Annotated in this window: 14 protein-coding genes, 1 tRNA gene and 2 pseudogenes; 11 read left to right on the top strand and 6 right to left on the bottom strand. The window is 71.9% G+C overall.

Annotation, left to right across the window (positions count from 1 at the left end):
- Positions 1 to 9: 9 nt before the first annotated feature.
- A complete protein-coding gene (locus AB0B94_RS00235) occupies positions 10 to 930 on the top strand; it encodes a PD-(D/E)XK nuclease family protein (protein WP_357266540.1) in 921 nt (306 codons plus the stop codon).
- Between the two features lie 20 nt (positions 931 to 950).
- On the opposite strand, the gene AB0B94_RS00230 is transcribed toward AB0B94_RS00235, so the two are convergent.
- Both AB0B94_RS00230 and AB0B94_RS00225 read right to left on the bottom strand, forming a co-directional pair.
- Positions 951 to 1,814, bottom strand: coding sequence for an oxygenase MpaB family protein (locus tag AB0B94_RS00230; protein WP_357266537.1), 864 nt, complete (start codon positions 1,812 to 1,814; stop codon positions 951 to 953).
- A gap of 59 nt (positions 1,815 to 1,873) precedes the next feature.
- Positions 1,874 to 2,302: a Fur family transcriptional regulator gene (locus tag AB0B94_RS00225; protein ID WP_238671193.1), complete on the bottom strand. Its 429-nt coding sequence runs from the start codon at positions 2,300 to 2,302 to the stop codon at positions 1,874 to 1,876.
- Positions 2,303 to 2,503: 201 nt separating this feature from the next.
- Here AB0B94_RS00225 and AB0B94_RS00220 point away from each other — a divergent pair, with 201 nt between their 5' ends.
- Positions 2,504 to 2,986 carry a DUF2231 domain-containing protein gene (locus tag AB0B94_RS00220; RefSeq protein WP_357268359.1) on the top strand — a complete coding sequence of 161 codons (483 nt, stop codon included), beginning with the start codon at positions 2,504 to 2,506 and terminating at the stop codon, positions 2,984 to 2,986.
- Positions 2,987 to 3,019: 33 nt separating this feature from the next.
- On the opposite strand, the gene AB0B94_RS00215 is transcribed toward AB0B94_RS00220, so the two are convergent.
- Positions 3,020 to 3,469, bottom strand: a complete 450-nt coding sequence (locus AB0B94_RS00215) for a hypothetical protein (protein WP_357266534.1) — start codon at positions 3,467 to 3,469, stop codon at positions 3,020 to 3,022.
- Between the two features lie 143 nt (positions 3,470 to 3,612).
- On the opposite strand from AB0B94_RS00215, the gene AB0B94_RS00210 reads away from it, so the two are divergent.
- Positions 3,613 to 3,795: a hypothetical protein gene (locus AB0B94_RS00210; protein WP_357266531.1), complete on the top strand. Its 183-nt coding sequence runs from the start codon at positions 3,613 to 3,615 to the stop codon at positions 3,793 to 3,795.
- Between the two features lie 361 nt (positions 3,796 to 4,156).
- On the top strand, positions 4,157 to 4,453 hold the full coding sequence (locus AB0B94_RS00205; RefSeq protein WP_357268450.1) for a hypothetical protein: 297 nt from the start codon (positions 4,157 to 4,159) through the stop codon (positions 4,451 to 4,453).
- A 14-nt stretch (positions 4,454 to 4,467) separates the two neighbouring features.
- Here AB0B94_RS00205 and AB0B94_RS00200 read toward each other — a convergent pair.
- Positions 4,468 to 4,674: pseudogene (locus AB0B94_RS00200) on the bottom strand (FmdB family zinc ribbon protein); the annotation flags it as partial.
- A complete protein-coding gene (locus tag AB0B94_RS00195) occupies positions 4,671 to 5,348 on the bottom strand; it encodes a 5-formyltetrahydrofolate cyclo-ligase (protein WP_357266528.1) in 678 nt (225 codons plus the stop codon). The gene AB0B94_RS00195 and the pseudogene AB0B94_RS00200, both read right to left, overlap by 4 nt.
- Before the next feature lie 85 nt (positions 5,349 to 5,433).
- Here AB0B94_RS00195 and AB0B94_RS00190 point away from each other — a divergent pair, with 85 nt between their 5' ends.
- The 7 genes and pseudogenes from AB0B94_RS00190 to AB0B94_RS00160 all read left to right on the top strand — a co-directional run bounded on the left by AB0B94_RS00190 (position 5,434) and on the right by AB0B94_RS00160 (position 13,707).
- On the top strand, positions 5,434 to 7,788 hold the full coding sequence (locus AB0B94_RS00190) for a diguanylate cyclase (protein WP_357266525.1): 2,355 nt from the start codon (positions 5,434 to 5,436) through the stop codon (positions 7,786 to 7,788).
- 9 nt (positions 7,789 to 7,797) lie between these two features.
- A complete protein-coding gene (locus tag AB0B94_RS00185; protein WP_357266522.1) occupies positions 7,798 to 8,760 on the top strand; it encodes a UTP--glucose-1-phosphate uridylyltransferase in 963 nt (320 codons plus the stop codon).
- Positions 8,757 to 10,070, top strand: coding sequence for a gephyrin-like molybdotransferase Glp (gene glp / locus AB0B94_RS00180; RefSeq protein WP_091394702.1), 1,314 nt, complete (start codon positions 8,757 to 8,759; stop codon positions 10,068 to 10,070). The genes AB0B94_RS00185 and glp overlap by 4 nt, the downstream gene beginning before the upstream one ends.
- Before the next feature lie 111 nt (positions 10,071 to 10,181).
- Positions 10,182 to 10,832 carry a GNAT family protein gene (locus AB0B94_RS00175; protein ID WP_357266519.1) on the top strand — a complete coding sequence of 217 codons (651 nt, stop codon included), beginning with the start codon at positions 10,182 to 10,184 and terminating at the stop codon, positions 10,830 to 10,832.
- 200 nt (positions 10,833 to 11,032) lie between these two features.
- A complete protein-coding gene (locus AB0B94_RS00170) occupies positions 11,033 to 11,815 on the top strand; it encodes a hypothetical protein (RefSeq protein WP_357266516.1) in 783 nt (260 codons plus the stop codon).
- Positions 11,816 to 12,040: 225 nt separating this feature from the next.
- Positions 12,041 to 12,117: transfer RNA gene (locus tag AB0B94_RS00165), tRNA-Ala, on the top strand.
- Between the two features lie 323 nt (positions 12,118 to 12,440).
- Positions 12,441 to 13,707, top strand: a pseudogene (locus tag AB0B94_RS00160) (ATP-binding protein).
- A gap of 43 nt (positions 13,708 to 13,750) precedes the next feature.
- On the opposite strand, the gene AB0B94_RS00155 reads toward AB0B94_RS00160, so the two are convergent.
- Complete coding sequence (locus tag AB0B94_RS00155; protein WP_357266513.1) at positions 13,751 to 14,398, bottom strand: hypothetical protein; 648 nt, start codon at positions 14,396 to 14,398, stop codon at positions 13,751 to 13,753.
- Positions 14,399 to 14,410 lie beyond the last annotated feature (12 nt).

Below are 14,410 nucleotides of genomic sequence, written 5' to 3'. Positions count from 1 at the left end.
ATCTCAGGCGTGCGACGATCCTCATCAGCGGGGCGGCCCGCCGCCGGCGGCCGGGCCCCGCGGCAGCGCGCCGGCGACGCCGAGCAACTCGGCTTCGAGGGCATGCCGGAGCGGCTGTTCGTCTGCACCCCGAGCAAGCTCGGCGCCTACGCGGACTGCCCGCGTCGCTACCGCTACTCCTACGTCGACAGGCCCGCCCCGCCCAAGGGCCCGCCGTGGGCGCACAACTCGCTCGGCGCCAGCGTCCACACCGCACTGAAGAACTGGTATGCGTTGCCCGCCGACCGGCGGCGTCCCGAAGTGCTGTCCACCCTGCTCAAGGGCACCTGGGTCCGCGAGGGTTACCGCGACGACGAGCAGGAGCGGGCCGCCTACCGGCGGGCGTTGGGATGGCTTGAGGCGTACGTCGAGACGCTGGAGCCTGATTCCGACCCGCTCGGCGTGGAGCGGGTGGTGGCGGTCAAGACCGCCGTGCTGGCGTTCAACGGTCGTGCCGACCGGATCGACTCGCGGCCCGGTCCGGAGGGGCCGGAGCTGGTCATCGTCGACTACAAGACCGGCCGCACCGGGCTGGACACGGACGACGCCCGGGGCTCACAGGCGCTGGCGCTCTACGCGTACGCCGCGGAGCGGGTGTTCCGTCGGCCGTGCCGCCGGGTGGAGCTGCACCACCTGCCGACCGGCACTGTCGCCGGCCACGACCACACGGTCGAGTCGCTGGCCCGACAACTGACCCGCGCGGAAGAGACAGCCCGCGACATCATGGCCGCCGAGCGGGCAGTCGCCGACGGCGCCGACGCGGACGAGGCCTTCCCGGTGGCGCCCAGCCCGCGCTGTGGCTGGTGCGACTTCCGGCGGCACTGCCCGACGGGCGCACAGGTCCCGGGCAAGGAACCGTGGGCGGCCATGGACCGGCCCGCCGACGGCTGATTCACCTACCGAGGGTCGGATCAGCCGGCCAACGAGGCGGCGGCGTGCCGCGCGGCCCGCTCCTTGGCCGCCTGGATCAACGGCCCCTCCAGGTAGCGGCGGGGGACGGCGGCGAACGCGAGCCGCAGCGCGCGCACGGTCAGATCCGCCGACAGCGCTGTGGTCGGTAGACCGAGACCTCCGTACATCCGGTGTGCCCACGCCGGAAGCAGCGCGAACGCGGTGCTGGCGATCCCCAGGTACGCCCAGCGTGGCGGGCCCAGCGTGAGCCCCAACCGGACCGGCAGGCTGAGCTTCCACGGCAGCGGCGGGGCGGTGAGGAACACCGCCGTCTCGGCGGCCTCCCGGGTCATCCGCAACTGTGGCCGTACGGTCTCGTAGTAGTCCGCGACCTCGGCGGCGGTCTCAGGGACGGTGGCCGGGTCCAGGCCGACCAGGGCGGCGGCGCGGCGCTGCTCGGTGTAGTAGCCGTCCACCTCGTCGTCGCTCAGCGGCAGTCCGGCGCGTCGGGCCGTGTTCAGGAACGACTCGACCTCTGTCACGTGCACCCAACGCAGCAGGTCCGGTTCGTCGATCCGGAACCGCTCACCGGTGAGCGTGTCGGTGGCCCGCAGCCGGTCGTGCAGGCGGCGCAGCCGGGCCCCGGCGGCCTCAGCCTCGGCGGTGGTCCCGTAGACGGTGGTCGCCACGTAGGTCGCTGTGCGGACCAGCCGACCCCAGGCGTCGGTGCGGTAGTTGCTGTTCTGCGCGACCCCGGCCATGGCCCGGGGGTGCAACGCCTGGAGGTAGAGCGAGCGCAGGCCGGCGACGATCAGGATCGGCTCCTCGTGCACCTTCCACGTGACCGAACCCGGACCGAAAAGGCCGAGGTCATCGGAGTCCACCGCACAAGAGTGCCACGGTCGGGCCGACCTCGCCGGTCACGTGCCGCCGGTGCCGATGATCAGACGTCGGCGGAGCGGCGGGCCCGGCAGCCCGGGCAGAGGCCCCAGAAGGTCACTTCGGCCTCGTCGACCTCGAACCCGTGCGCGCTGTTCGGCTCCAGGCACGGTGCGCTGCCCACCGCGCAGTCGATGTCGGCGATCTCGCCGCAGCCCCGGCAGACCACGTGGTGGTGGTTGTCGCCCACCCGCGCCTCGTAGCGGGCAGGGCTGCCCGCCGGCTCGATCCGCCGGGACAGCCCGGCCCGGGACAGCGCGCCCAGCACGTCGTAGACCGCCTGGGTGGAGACCGAGTCGAGGCGTTCGCGCACCCGCCGGGTGATCTCGTCGACCTCCAGGTGGCCGCCGTCGGCCAGTACGTCGAGCACCGCGAGGCGGGGGCGTGTGACACGCAGGCCCCTCGACCGCAGCAGCTCCTCGGCACCGGACATTGGCCAATGACAACACGCCCGACCCGCATCGACAACCGTCGCCCGCTTCGGGTGGCCACCGACACAGCCAGGCAAGATCGGGATTACGGCCCAACGGATGAACCCGATCGACGCGGCGCGCGTGTCACCGGTCGAGAGCCTGGGGACGATCGGCGGACCATAGGCTGACCACCCCTGACCATGATCCACCTGGAGGGTTCGATGTTCGAGGAGATCCTGGGTCTACCGGTGCACGTCCTGGTAATCCACGCCGTCGTCGTGTTCGTGCCGCTGCTGGCGGTGCTGGCCATCGCGTACGTGGGGCTACCGCGCTGGCGGCACCGGCTGGACTGGGCCCTGGGCCTCCTCGCCGTGGCCGCACCGGTGACCGCCTACGTCGCGGTCAAGTCGGGTGAGGCACTCACCGACGCGCTGGTGGCTCGGGGCTTCCAGGGGCCGATCCTCGATCAGATCTTCGAGCACTCCCGCTACGGCGACATCCTGTTACGCGTCGTGGTGCCGCTCGGGATCGTGGCCATCCTGCTGCTCGTGGCGACAAGTGGGCACCCCCGGGTCCCGCAACTGCCCGCGCTGGTCACCCCGGTGCTGGCGGTGGCGGCAGTGGGGCTTTCCATCGCCGCCCTGATCTACGTCTACCTGACCGGCCACTCCGGTGCCGAGACGGTGTGGGGCACCACCCTCTGAGCTGCTGCTCGCTGCTGATGCCCGGGGGTGGCATCAGAAGATGACTCGCGAGCAGAGCAGACAGAGCAGTACCAGCAGCACCACGCCGGCCGCGGCGCCGAAGCCGTAGGTGACCCGCTGCGAGCGCTGTTCGGCCGCGTCCAGGTCGGCCATGTCCTGCGGTGGTAGCTGTCGCGGCGGCGCCGGTTGCAGGTGTACGGGTGGACGCCAACCCGCCGGCGGCGGCACGCTCGGCGGCGGGCCGGAGTATCCGCTGGCAGTGCCCCCCGTCGGCGCTGGCCCGGGCGGCAGCAGGCCTGCTTCTCCGCTGGGAGTGTGCCCCGTCGATGCTGCGCCGGCCTGCTCGCTCCGCTGAGGGTTGGTCGGTCCGGTCGGTGGTGTGGTGGCGGGCGCGGCGGGAGGCTGGTCCGCCACCGCATCGTCACCGGTGTCGGGCCGTCGCCAGTAGTCGTCCGGGGTGCTGCCACCGCTGGGGGTCGTCACGCCGTCCGACGCTACCAACGCCACCGGCGGCCCGGTCGGTTCTGCCCGGCGTGCCCTCGGGCGGCGGTCCGGTCGGTTCTGGTCGGCGTGCCCTCGGTTTGCGGTCCGGTCCGCGGTCGTCGGCTGCGCTAGTCTTGCCGCTCGTGAGCACCGAGGACCCCGGCACGCACGGCGCACGTGGAGACGACGACCGCGCCGTCGACCTGAGCGAAGACTTCGTGGTGCTGCCCGAGCAGACCTCCGACGACACCGACCGTGGGTGGGGAGAGCGGCCGGGCGGCAACGACGACTGGCTGCTCGCCGAACGCCCCCCGCACTGGGACTGACTGACCCCGCCGGCTCGACCAGACCCTCATGACGTCGGTTCGGAAGCCGTCCGTGCGGTGCCGGGTGAACTTGCGCAGCGGGCGCAACGCCCGCGACGAATCCGGATCGACCATTGCGTCTGCCGCCTCCCGTCCCCCGAGCGCCGCAGTGGCACCCATGGACGGCAGGCTAGGCAGTTCCCGCCGCCTCGGCCGACCCACGGCGGACGCCTGTGGACAACCGCCCGGCCTGTGGAAAACGCCCATCCGGCGGGTCGATTTGTTATGGCACCAACCCTGATCGACTCGCGATCAAGGACATCGGCCTAACGAGTCGACCGGGATGGGCCGACTTCCGGAAACCCGAGTTGATCGAGGCCCGATGCCGTGGGTGGGTGTCGAGGCCCGACCCGGTGGGTGTCGGGCCTTCGACGATCAGGACGCGGAGCTTGCCGCCGGTGCCTTGCCGCCGCCCGATCCACCCGAGGACGACCCGGAAGACGACCCCGAGGAGGACGACGAGCCCGAGGACGACCCGGACGAGGACGACCCCGAGGAAGACGAGGACCCCGAAGAGGACGAGGAGCTGTCACCGGAGGACGACTCGGACTTCGCCGGCTTGGTGGCAGTGCCGCCTGCTGTCGTCTCGGAACCGGACGCCCGGGAGTCGGTGCGGTAGAAGCCCGAACCCTTGAAGACGATGCCGACCGAGTTGAAGACCTTGCGCAGCCGCCCCTGACACGCCGGGCACTCGGTCAACGGCTCGTCAGAGAAGGACTGCACCGCCTCGAGCTGCTGACCGCACGTGGTGCAGGCGTACTGGTACGTGGGCACGTTCTCCTCCGGATCTGGGCTCAGCCAGTTGGCACTCGACGTATTCGAGTGCCAATGGTGCGTCATTCGCCCCGGGTTCGTCCAGCAGACGTGTGGGGCGCGACACCGTGCGCCGCACCCGGGCCGTCGTCAAGCGTACGCACCCCGTCGGCGGGAGTGACCACCGCGCGCACCCGACGGTCGTGGGGCTCTGCCGGCAGCGCCTCGACCAGCTCACCGTCGTGCAGCGGCACCACCGTCAGGGTCGCCGCGGGTACCCGGGCGAGTGCACGGTCGTACGAGCCGCCGCCGCGCCCGAGCCGCCGACCGTGGTGGTCGACAGCGAGAGCCGGTACGACCACCAGTTCCGCGTGCGCCACGGCGGTCACCCCGAGACGGGCACCGACTGGTTCTCGGATACCCCGTCCCGCCGCGATCAAGGCATCGGGACCGGTATACGCCGCCCAGTCCAGATCCAGGTCGGCGAGGAGCACCGGCAGCAGCAACTCGGCGTCCGCCGGCAGGGCCGCCCGCAGCACCTTGGGCAGATCGGCGCCGCCCGGTTCGGAGCCGACCGGCACGTACGCCGTCATCCGGTGTGGGCGCAGCCGGCGTACCAGGGCGACCAGCTCGGCCTGCACGCGCCCGGCGGCGGCTGCCCGGGTCTCGGCGGGCAGTGACCGGCGGCGAGCGAGCAGCTCGACCCGGGTCTCCCGCTTCGCCAGCCGGGTCACTTCCGCTTCATCAGAAAATTCCGGCACGCAACACTCCTGACGCAACGCCTCTCCCACGGTTGCACTGTGTCAGCATCGCAAGCAACGGAGGCGGAACTTCCGGGGGGACCGAGTGACGCTACGCGGGCGGTTGACCGCAGCCTTCCTCGTGGTGGTGCTCGGGCCGGTCCTGCTCGGCGCGCTCTTCGTCGCCTCCACCGTCGCAACGGTCGACCGCAGCCGCTCCACCGAGCGCCTGGCGGTGGCGGCGTCCACCGTTCGTACCTCGCTCGACGCACTCTGCCAGCAGCTACGCGCCACCGCCGACGCGGTGGCGCTCACCGCCGATCCGGCCGTCGCCGCCGCGCAACTGGTCGGCCGGGGACTGGCCGCCGCGGTGCTGGTCACCGATGTGGCCGGCCAGATCACCTACCTGTCGCCAGGCGCTCCGTCGACCCCCTGGCAGGACTGCGCCGGCTCGGCCGAGGGCACGAACGGGAGCTCGAACCCAGGCTCGGCCGGCCCGGTCCGTGCGTTGGCCGCCCAGGTCGACCTGCACGATCGCGCCGGCGCCCGGCTCGGCACTGTGACCGCCGCGCAACTGGTCGACCCGGACTTCGTGGCCCGACTGGCGGCGGTGACCGGGGTGGCGGTCACACTGCTCGACAGCGGGGCGAGCGCCGCGCGGGTCACCCACACGACCGAGTCCCGTGACGTCCGCGACGCGGTGCTGGCCGCCGCCGTCGGCGTACGGGGCGAGCAGGTCACCGAGACCAACGATGGCCGGTACGTGCGCAGGCTCGCGCCCTCCGACGCGCAGCCGCTGCCACTGGTGCTCTCCGTGCCCAGTGAACGGCCACCGGGGCTGCACGCCACGCTGGTCGGGGTGGTCGTGCTGGCCGGGCTGCTCGCGGTGCTGACCGCCTGGCGGCTGGCCCGGGTGACCACCCGGCCGTTGGCGGAGCTGGCCGGCGCTGTCGACCGGGTGGCCCAGGGCGACCTGACCGCCCGGGTGCCGGTACGCAGCAGTGACGAGTTGGGCAGGTTGGCCGCCGCGTTCAACCGGATGACCCGGGAGACCGGCGCCTACGTCGCGGCGTTGACCAGCAACCGGGATCAGCTGCGCGGGCACCTCGCGGTGCTCGGCGACACCCTGGCCAGCACGCACGACCTGCAACGCATCCTGCGGGTGATCCTGCGCAGTGCCATCGGGGCGACCGGCGCGCGGGCCGGCGCCGTGCTGCTGGTGGAGACCGGCGGGGTGCTCGTCGCGCAGTGCACCGAGGGGTTGGACGGGCGCTGGCCGGCCGAGGAGGCGGACGGGTCGCAGACGCTGCGGGTGCCGGTCGGCGTCGGCGTGATCGGTGAGGTCGCCGCCACCGGGGAACCGCAGCGGGGCAGGGCGGAGACGGCCGAGGCGACAACAGGTGAGCCACGCTGTCGCACCTACGTCGCGGTGCCGTTCGCCGCGCCGGCCGGCGGTGCCACTGTCACCCTCGCCGCACCCTCCGGCCCGGTCGACGAGGCGGGCGCTGCGGTCGCGCTCGGTGTGCTGGCCCTCTACGACCGGCTGGGCGCCGACGAGTTCGACGACGACGACCTGGCCACCCTGCGCACCTTCGCTGGTCACGCGGCAGTGGCGGTGGACAACGTCCGGGTGCACGAGGAGGCGCAGCGGCTCTCCCTCACCGACCCGCTCACCGGGCTGTGGAACTACCGCTACCTGCGCGAGTCGATCCGGCGGGAGGTGGAACGGGCCAGCCGCTTCGGGCGGATGCTCAGCGTCCTCGCGTTGGACCTGGACCGGTTCAAGGACGTCAACGACACCTACGGGCACGCCGCCGGGGACACCGTCCTGGCCGAGTTCGCCCGTCGGGTGCGCGGGGAGATCCGCGAGGTCGATCTGGCCTTCCGCCAGGGTGGTGAGGAGTTCGTGCTGCTGCTGCCGGAGACCGACGCGCGGGGCGCGGCGATCGTGGCCGAGCGGCTCGGCGCGGCGGTGCGCGACACGCCCATCGCCATCGAGGCGTACGCCGGGCCGGTCCTGGTGACCGTGTCGGTGGGCATCGCCGTCTTCCCGGACCACGGCAGCACCGGGCGGGAGGTGCTGGAGGCCGCCGACGACGCGCTCTACGCGGCCAAGGCGGCGGGCCGCGACACGTACCGGGTCGCCGAGGTTCGCTCGGATCTGCCGACCCGGGAGATTCCGGTGCTCGCGTGTGCGGTGAGCCCAACCGATGGGCTGCCGCGTGCCGGCCAGCCGGTGCAGGCCAACCGGGAGCCGGGCGGGCCCGCCCGGTCCGACCCGGCGGTGGGCGTACCGGAATCATCGCTGGCCGGCCCGGCGCACGCCCAACCCGATTCGGCCGACGACACGCCGGACAGCGCGACGGGCGCGGCGCGGGCCGGCCCGGACGGGGCCCGGCCGGGGCCGGGTGGCGGCGCGTCTTCTGGGCCACACCCGCCGCGGCAGAGCCGTGGCCGATAGTCTCGCGGCATGTCGGAGCACTCAGCGAACCCCTCATCGACGGTCGCCGCAACCTTCCGTCCCCTGGCGGTCAAGGCCGTCATCCCGGCCGCCGGACTGGCCACCCGGTTCCTGCCGGCCACCAAGGCGGTGCCCAAGGAACTGCTGCCGGTGGTGGATCGGCCGGTGTTGCAGTACATCGTCGAGGAGGCCACGCAGGCTGGCATCGGTGACGTGTTGCTGATCACCGGGCGGGGTAAGACGTCGATGGTGGACCACTTCGACCGTCGCCCGGACCTGGAGGCCAGGTTGGAGGAGAAGGGCGACTCCGAGCGGTTGGCCGCCGTGCGGCGGCCCAGCGAGCTGGCCGAGATCTACACAGTGCGGCAGCCCGAGCAGCTCGGTCTCGGCCACGCCATCGGGTACGCCGAGTCGCACGTCGGGGACCAGCCCTTCGCGGTGCTGCTCGGCGACGAGTTCGTCAAGCCGTCGGAGCCGCTGCTGCCGGCGATGATCGAGTTGCAGGCCCGCACCGGCGGTGTGGTGCTCGCCTTCTTCGAGGTCGACCCGGCCGAGACCAAGCGGTACGGGATCGCCTCCGTCGAGCCGGCCGAGTCGGAGCTGACCGACATCGGCGAGGTGGTCAAGGTGACCGGGATGGTGGAGAAGCCGCAGCCCGAGGACGCCCCGAGCAACCTCGCGGTGCTCGGCCGCTACGTGTTGCCGGGCAGGATCTTCGACGCGATCCGGCGGACCAAGCCGGGCAGCGGCGGCGAGATCCAGCTGACCGACGCGATGGAGCTGCTGCGTACCGAGGGCATCCCGGTGCACGCGATCGTCTACCGGGGCACCCGCTACGACACCGGCATGCCGCTGGGGTACCTCCAGACGGTGGTGCAGATCGCCGCCGAGCGCGAGGACCTGGGCACCGAGTTCCGGTCCTGGCTCGCCGACTTCGTCAAGGCCGACGCGGCAGGCGGATCTGGTACATGACCGCGACGGCCGACGCCGAGGCGGCCGCGAACGAGTTGACGCCGCTCGCCGACTACCTGGGCAGCGTGCTGCGCAGGTTGCGCGCGCTGCCGCCACTCGACCTCGACCTCACCCAGGCGCACGGCAACGTCCTCGCCGAGGACGTCGTCGCGCCGCACGCCTTCCCGGCCTTCGACCAGGCGGCAGTGGATGGCTACGCCGCGCGCTGGGAGGACATTTCCGGAGGGGGTCGGGGGCCGAGCTACGTCCCGGCCCCCTCCGGTACGCCCGGCGGCCGCACCATCCGGCTCAACGTGGTCGGCGACCTCGGCGCCGCGAGCTGGCGGCCGGTCCGGCTCACCCCCGGCTCGTGCTTCTCGGTGGCCGCCGGGGCTCCGCTGCCGGTCGCCGCTGACGTCGTGGTCCCGGTGGAGTGGACCGACCAGGGCATGGCCGCCGTGGAGATCTTCCGCACCCCCAAACGGGGGTACGGGGTACGCCGAGCGGGTGAGGAACTGCCCGCCGGCACCCTGCTCGCTCGGGCCGGCACCTACGTGTCCCCGGCCCTGGTCGCCGTCTTCGCGGCGACCGGCATCGGGCACGTGGTGGTCCGGCCCAGTCCACGGGTGGTCATCGTGGCCACCGGTGACGAACTCGTCGACGTGGGCCGGGGCAGCCAGCCCGGCCAGGTGGTGGACGCGAACTCGCACGCGCTGACCGCCGCGGCGGCCGAGGTGGGCGCGCTGGCGTACCGGGTGGGAATCTGCGACGACGACCCGGAGGGGTTGCGCGGGCTGCTGGAGGACCAGACGCTGCGTGCCGATCTGATCATCACGACCGGGGGCACCGGCACCGGCCCCGGAGACATGGTGCGTCGGATCCTCTCCCGCCGCGAGGGCGGTCGCGCCGGGCCGGTCACCTTCACCGACGTGGCGCTCTATCCCGGCACCGCGCTCGGGTTCGGCACTGTCGGCGCCGAGGAGGTGCCGGTGGTCTGCCTGCCCGGCGACCCGGGTGCTGCGTTGATCGGCTTCGAGGTGCTGGCCCGCCCCGCCATCCAACTGCTCGCCGGCGCCGAGCCGGTGTTCCGCCCCAGTGTGCGGGCACACCTGCTGGAGACCGTGTCGTCGCCGACCGGGTTGCGCGAGTTCCGGCCGGCGCACGTCGCCGAGCGACGCGGCGGTGGGTACACGGTCCAGCCGCTCAGCGGCGGGCCGTTCACCCTCTCCGGATTGGCCGAGGCCAACGGGCTGCTGGTGCTCGGCGAGCGGGTCACCACGGCCGCGGCCGGCTCGACAGTGGACGTCCTGTTGCTGGACCGCCGCCGGTGACGCGTTCCGGCCGGTCCGCTCGCGGCCCGCGTCGGATGATCATTGGATCTGTGTGGTGAACGCGGTGGAGCCACTTGCGCGCGACACGGTCCCGCGCGGGAGACTGTGCGGGTGAGTCTCTTCGGACCCGCGCGGGCACCGGGCTGGCCGGTGGAGCTGGCCGACGGCCCGGTGCTGCTGCGGCCCTATCGGCGCTCCGACGCGGCGGCGTGGTCGGAGGTGCGGCGGGCCAATCGGGCCTGGCTGGCTCCCTGGGAGTCGTCACTGCCCGGCGGTTGGGACGAGATGAACTCGCCGGCCGCGTTCCGCTGGGTGCACCGTGACCAGCGGCGCTCGGCCCGCGAGGGTGAGGGCATGCCGTTCGCGGTCTGCCTGCGCGAGGCCGACCGGGACCGGCTGGTCGGGCACATCAACGTGGGCAGCATCGTGCGGCGGGCGCTCTGCTCCGGTTACGTCGGCTACTGGGTGGACGCGCGGGTCGCCGGCCAGGGGGTCATCCCGACGGCGCTGGCGCTCGCCGTGGACCACGCGTTCGGCCCGGGCGGGCTGCACCGGGTCGAGGTGAACATCCGTCCGGAGAACCGGCCGTCCCGGCGGGTGGTGGAGAAGCTGGGCTTCCGCGAGGAGTCGTACCACGTGCGCTACATGCACATCGACGGCGCGTGGCGGGACCACATCGGGTACGCGATGACGAGTGAGGAGATCGCCGCCGAGGGTGGCCTGCTGGCCCGCTGGCACCGGGTTCGCGCCAACGCGCGGTAGGAGGATTTCCCGACATCCGCCCACTCGTCCCACGGACGGGATCGGCGCGGCGCGGTGGCATCCCGGTCGGTGCGCCGTAACCTCAAGTAACTGCAAGCTGCGGCAAGCGCTCCCCGGCCGGACGATCCACGCGCTCAGGCGTGATCGATGGAAGATCCTGCGGTCGGATGGCGCCTGCTTCGAATTCGGTGACGGGAGGGGTGAGGGTGCCGACCTCGGTGCTCCTCGCCGTCCTCGCCGCCGCCGGCCTGCTCGCCCTGGCCCCGGCGTTGGTTCGCCGGTACGACGCCACCGAGCGGCTGGTGGCGGAGCGGGCGCAGTCGACGGCGCGGGTGCTCCAGCGCCGCCGACGGCGCCGCACTGTGCCGGGACGGCGACCCGTCCATCCTCCGCGCTCACTGGTAGTCACCCTTAGTGAGGACGCGACTACCGGCGCGTTGAGTGCGCCGGTCTCCGCGCCACCGGCCGGCCGCCGCTCGGGTCGACTGCGCGCGGTGCCCGCCGCGCCTAAGCGGTCCCGTCGCCGCCCGCCGCCGCGCCGGCAGCACACCCCCGCCGTGTACCGGCGTCGCCGGGTGCTCGCCGCCCTGCTGCTCCTCAACGTCGTCGAGTTGATCGGCGTGCTGTTCGTCAGCCCCGGCTTCTGGGTCGGCTTCGGGGTCACCTTCCTGCTCCTGGCCCTGTACGTCGTGCACCTGCGGGGGCAGGCCCTCGCCGGGCGTCGCCGCCGCCGCGCCCGAGCCCGGGAGGCCGCCTGGTTGGCCGCCCGGCAGGCCGAGGTGCGCCGGGAGCAGGCCCGGCGGGCCACGGCCCGTCGGGAGGCGCAGCGCCGCCTCGCCGCCCAGCGCGAAGGGGTACGCCGAGCCGCCATGGGTCTGGACCGGCCGGGAGACCTGCCGGCGGCGGTCAACGGTGGATCGGTCTCGTACCGGCGGTCGGGTGGGCTGCGCGGTCGCCCCTACGAGGCCGGCCGAGGCGCCTGACGTCGGCCCCGGCCGCGCTCCGGCCAGCTTGATCGACTCGGGTTCCTGAAAGTCGGGTGGTTGTGGTGTCCGTGATGCCCCGGTTTCCAGGAATCCGAGTCGATCTTCGGGTGGGCCGGAACGCCGGGCCGGGGGCGGATTCGCGGTGGAGGCCGACGACCTGTTAGCCTTGCTGCCGGCCCGCCCAGTGTAAGCCGGGTGGGACCGAAGCCGGTTCGCCGGCGGGGGGCTGTGGCGCAGACTGGTAGCGCACCTCGTTCGCATCGAGGGGGTCAGGGGTTCAAATCCCCTCAGCTCCACCAAGAAACAGCAGGTCAAGGGCGGGTTTCCGGATGACGGAGAACCGCCCTTGATCGTTTGACCGTCGTTTGACCGCCGGACAGAGCCACAGACCGCGGCACAGGGCGGCAGAACTCGAGCCGAACGGCGAGTTCGACGCTCACCGCCCGTTGACCAAGACTGCGGCAAGTCAGTGCGGCCGAGCCACGTGGCGGTCGACGATGTTCCTCGCCGATCAGTGTGCCGCCGCATATTGAACGCCACAGGCCCGCAAACCGAACATCGTCGAGCCGCAGATCGAAAGCGGACCTGCCCGCAGATCGTAACCCCCCGATTATCATGACTCGTGCCCACACCGCACTTGATCCCCCGCCACGCCGCCGTGCAGGTCGACGCTGCACTCGCTGACACCCGCGTCGTGCTGATCAGCGGAGCACGCCAAGCAGGCAAGAGCACCCTGGTTCGCATCGTCGCGGGCGACCGGCTCGCCGAGCGCCGCGATCTCGACCGGGCGCAGGACCGGGCCGCGGCGATCGCCGACCCGGTTGGTTTCGTGGACTCCGCCGAACTGCTGGTGATCGACGAGATCCAGCGCGCTCCGGAACTGCTGCTGGCCATCAAGGCGGCCGTCGACGAGGACGTCCGTCCCGGTCGCTATCTGCTCACCGGCTCATCGCGGCTATTCGGCATGGTGGCTGCCCCGGACGCGCTGCCCGGCCGGATGGAAACCGTCGAGCTCTGGCCGTTCTCACAGGGTGAACTCGACGGCGAGCCGGACGGGTTCGTCGACGCCGTCTTCGCGCTCGGCCCCGAACTGCGACACGAGTCGGACGTGACCCGCGCCGACTACGCGGCCAGGATCGTGCGAGGTGGCCTGCCCGAGGCCACGAACCGCGTCGACCCGCGGCGCCGCCAACGGTTCTTTGACGCGTATGTCCAAGCGCTCATCGATCGCGATGTACGACAACTGTCCGACATCCAGCACAAGGGCGAGCTGCGCAAGCTGGTGCGCCTACTCGCCGCCAGATCCGCGACCACCATCGCCGCCAATGCCCTCGAATCCGCCCTCGGACTGAGCCGCCCGACGATCGCACGATACTTCCAGGCACTGGAAGAGATCTTCCTCGTCAAGCGGATCCCCGGTTGGTCCCGAAATCTTGGCACCCGTTCAACTGCCGCGCCGAAACTGATCTTTGTCGACTCGGGCATCGCCGCCAACGAGATCGCGACCGACGCCCGCGCACTGCTCCGGCCCGGCGCACCGTTCGGCGCACTGCTCGAATCATTTGTCTTGTCCGAGCTGTCCCGGCAGCTCACCTGGTCGGAGCAGTCTGCCGACCTCTCTCACTACCGCGACCAGAGCAGGTACGAGGTCGACGCGGTGCTCGAGAACAGATCCGGGCATGTGGTCGGGATTGAGGTCAAGGCAGCCACAACCGTCGGATCCGACGATTTCCGCGGATTACGCCGACTCGCCGACCGCCTCGGCGACGACTTCATCGCCGGCATCGTCCTCTACACCGGGACCTCGCTCGACACTGCCGTTTGGCGACAGGCTCCGCGCATTGCCGGTCAGTGCCTTGTGGCAGGTTGCCGGCCCACGGACAGGCTGACCGGGGCGCTCGCCGTGAATGGTCGCATCTCGCCTGGAATCAATCAGTCCTCCATCGCCGAGACGAGCCGGCGGAGGCCAGCGCGTTCCCGACGGTTTTCGTGGGTGATCCACTCCTTGCCTTCGGCGGCGATGCCTTCCAGCACATGCAGGGTGCGCTCGAGGCCCGAGGCGTCGAGGGAGACCTGGGAGGCGATGCGATCGTCGTCGCCGAGCTCCGGCATGCCTGGCCACTCACCAGTGATCGTCAGCTCGTCCCGGGGATTGTTCGTCAGGGTCAGGGGAGCTTTCTCGCCGTTGCGGGCATCGACGACGTGCGCCGCCACGACCGAGTTGTACTGGTAGGTGAGGCGCTGCTGATCGCCGAATTCCGTGGTCTCGAAGTCGAGAGTGACCGTGACCTGGCGGACGCCGTCCTTGGTGAGTAGGAAGAGGGCCACGCGGTAGTGGCGCAGCGTGTCCCAATCCGTTCTTACCTCGGAGCGACGCGTGCCAGCGATCTTGCTCGCGTCGATGACAAGTGGCCCTCTCGTTTGCATCGAGGGGGTCAGGGGTTCAAATCCCTCAGCTTTACCAGCAACACGTACGACCTGGGGAAACGCCTCCGGGCCCTGTTTTTGTTTGGCGCGCTCGTCGCGTAGCGCGCCGCTGATGATGTTGGGGCGGCGGTCTTTCTCGGGCCACCGGTGCACGTAGGCCCTAGC

It is taken from the genome of Micromonospora sp. NPDC048986 (assembly GCF_040649335.1).
GTDB lineage: Bacteria > Actinomycetota > Actinomycetes > Mycobacteriales > Micromonosporaceae > Micromonospora > Micromonospora alfalfae.
This window is presented reverse-complemented; position numbering and strand designations above follow the sequence as displayed.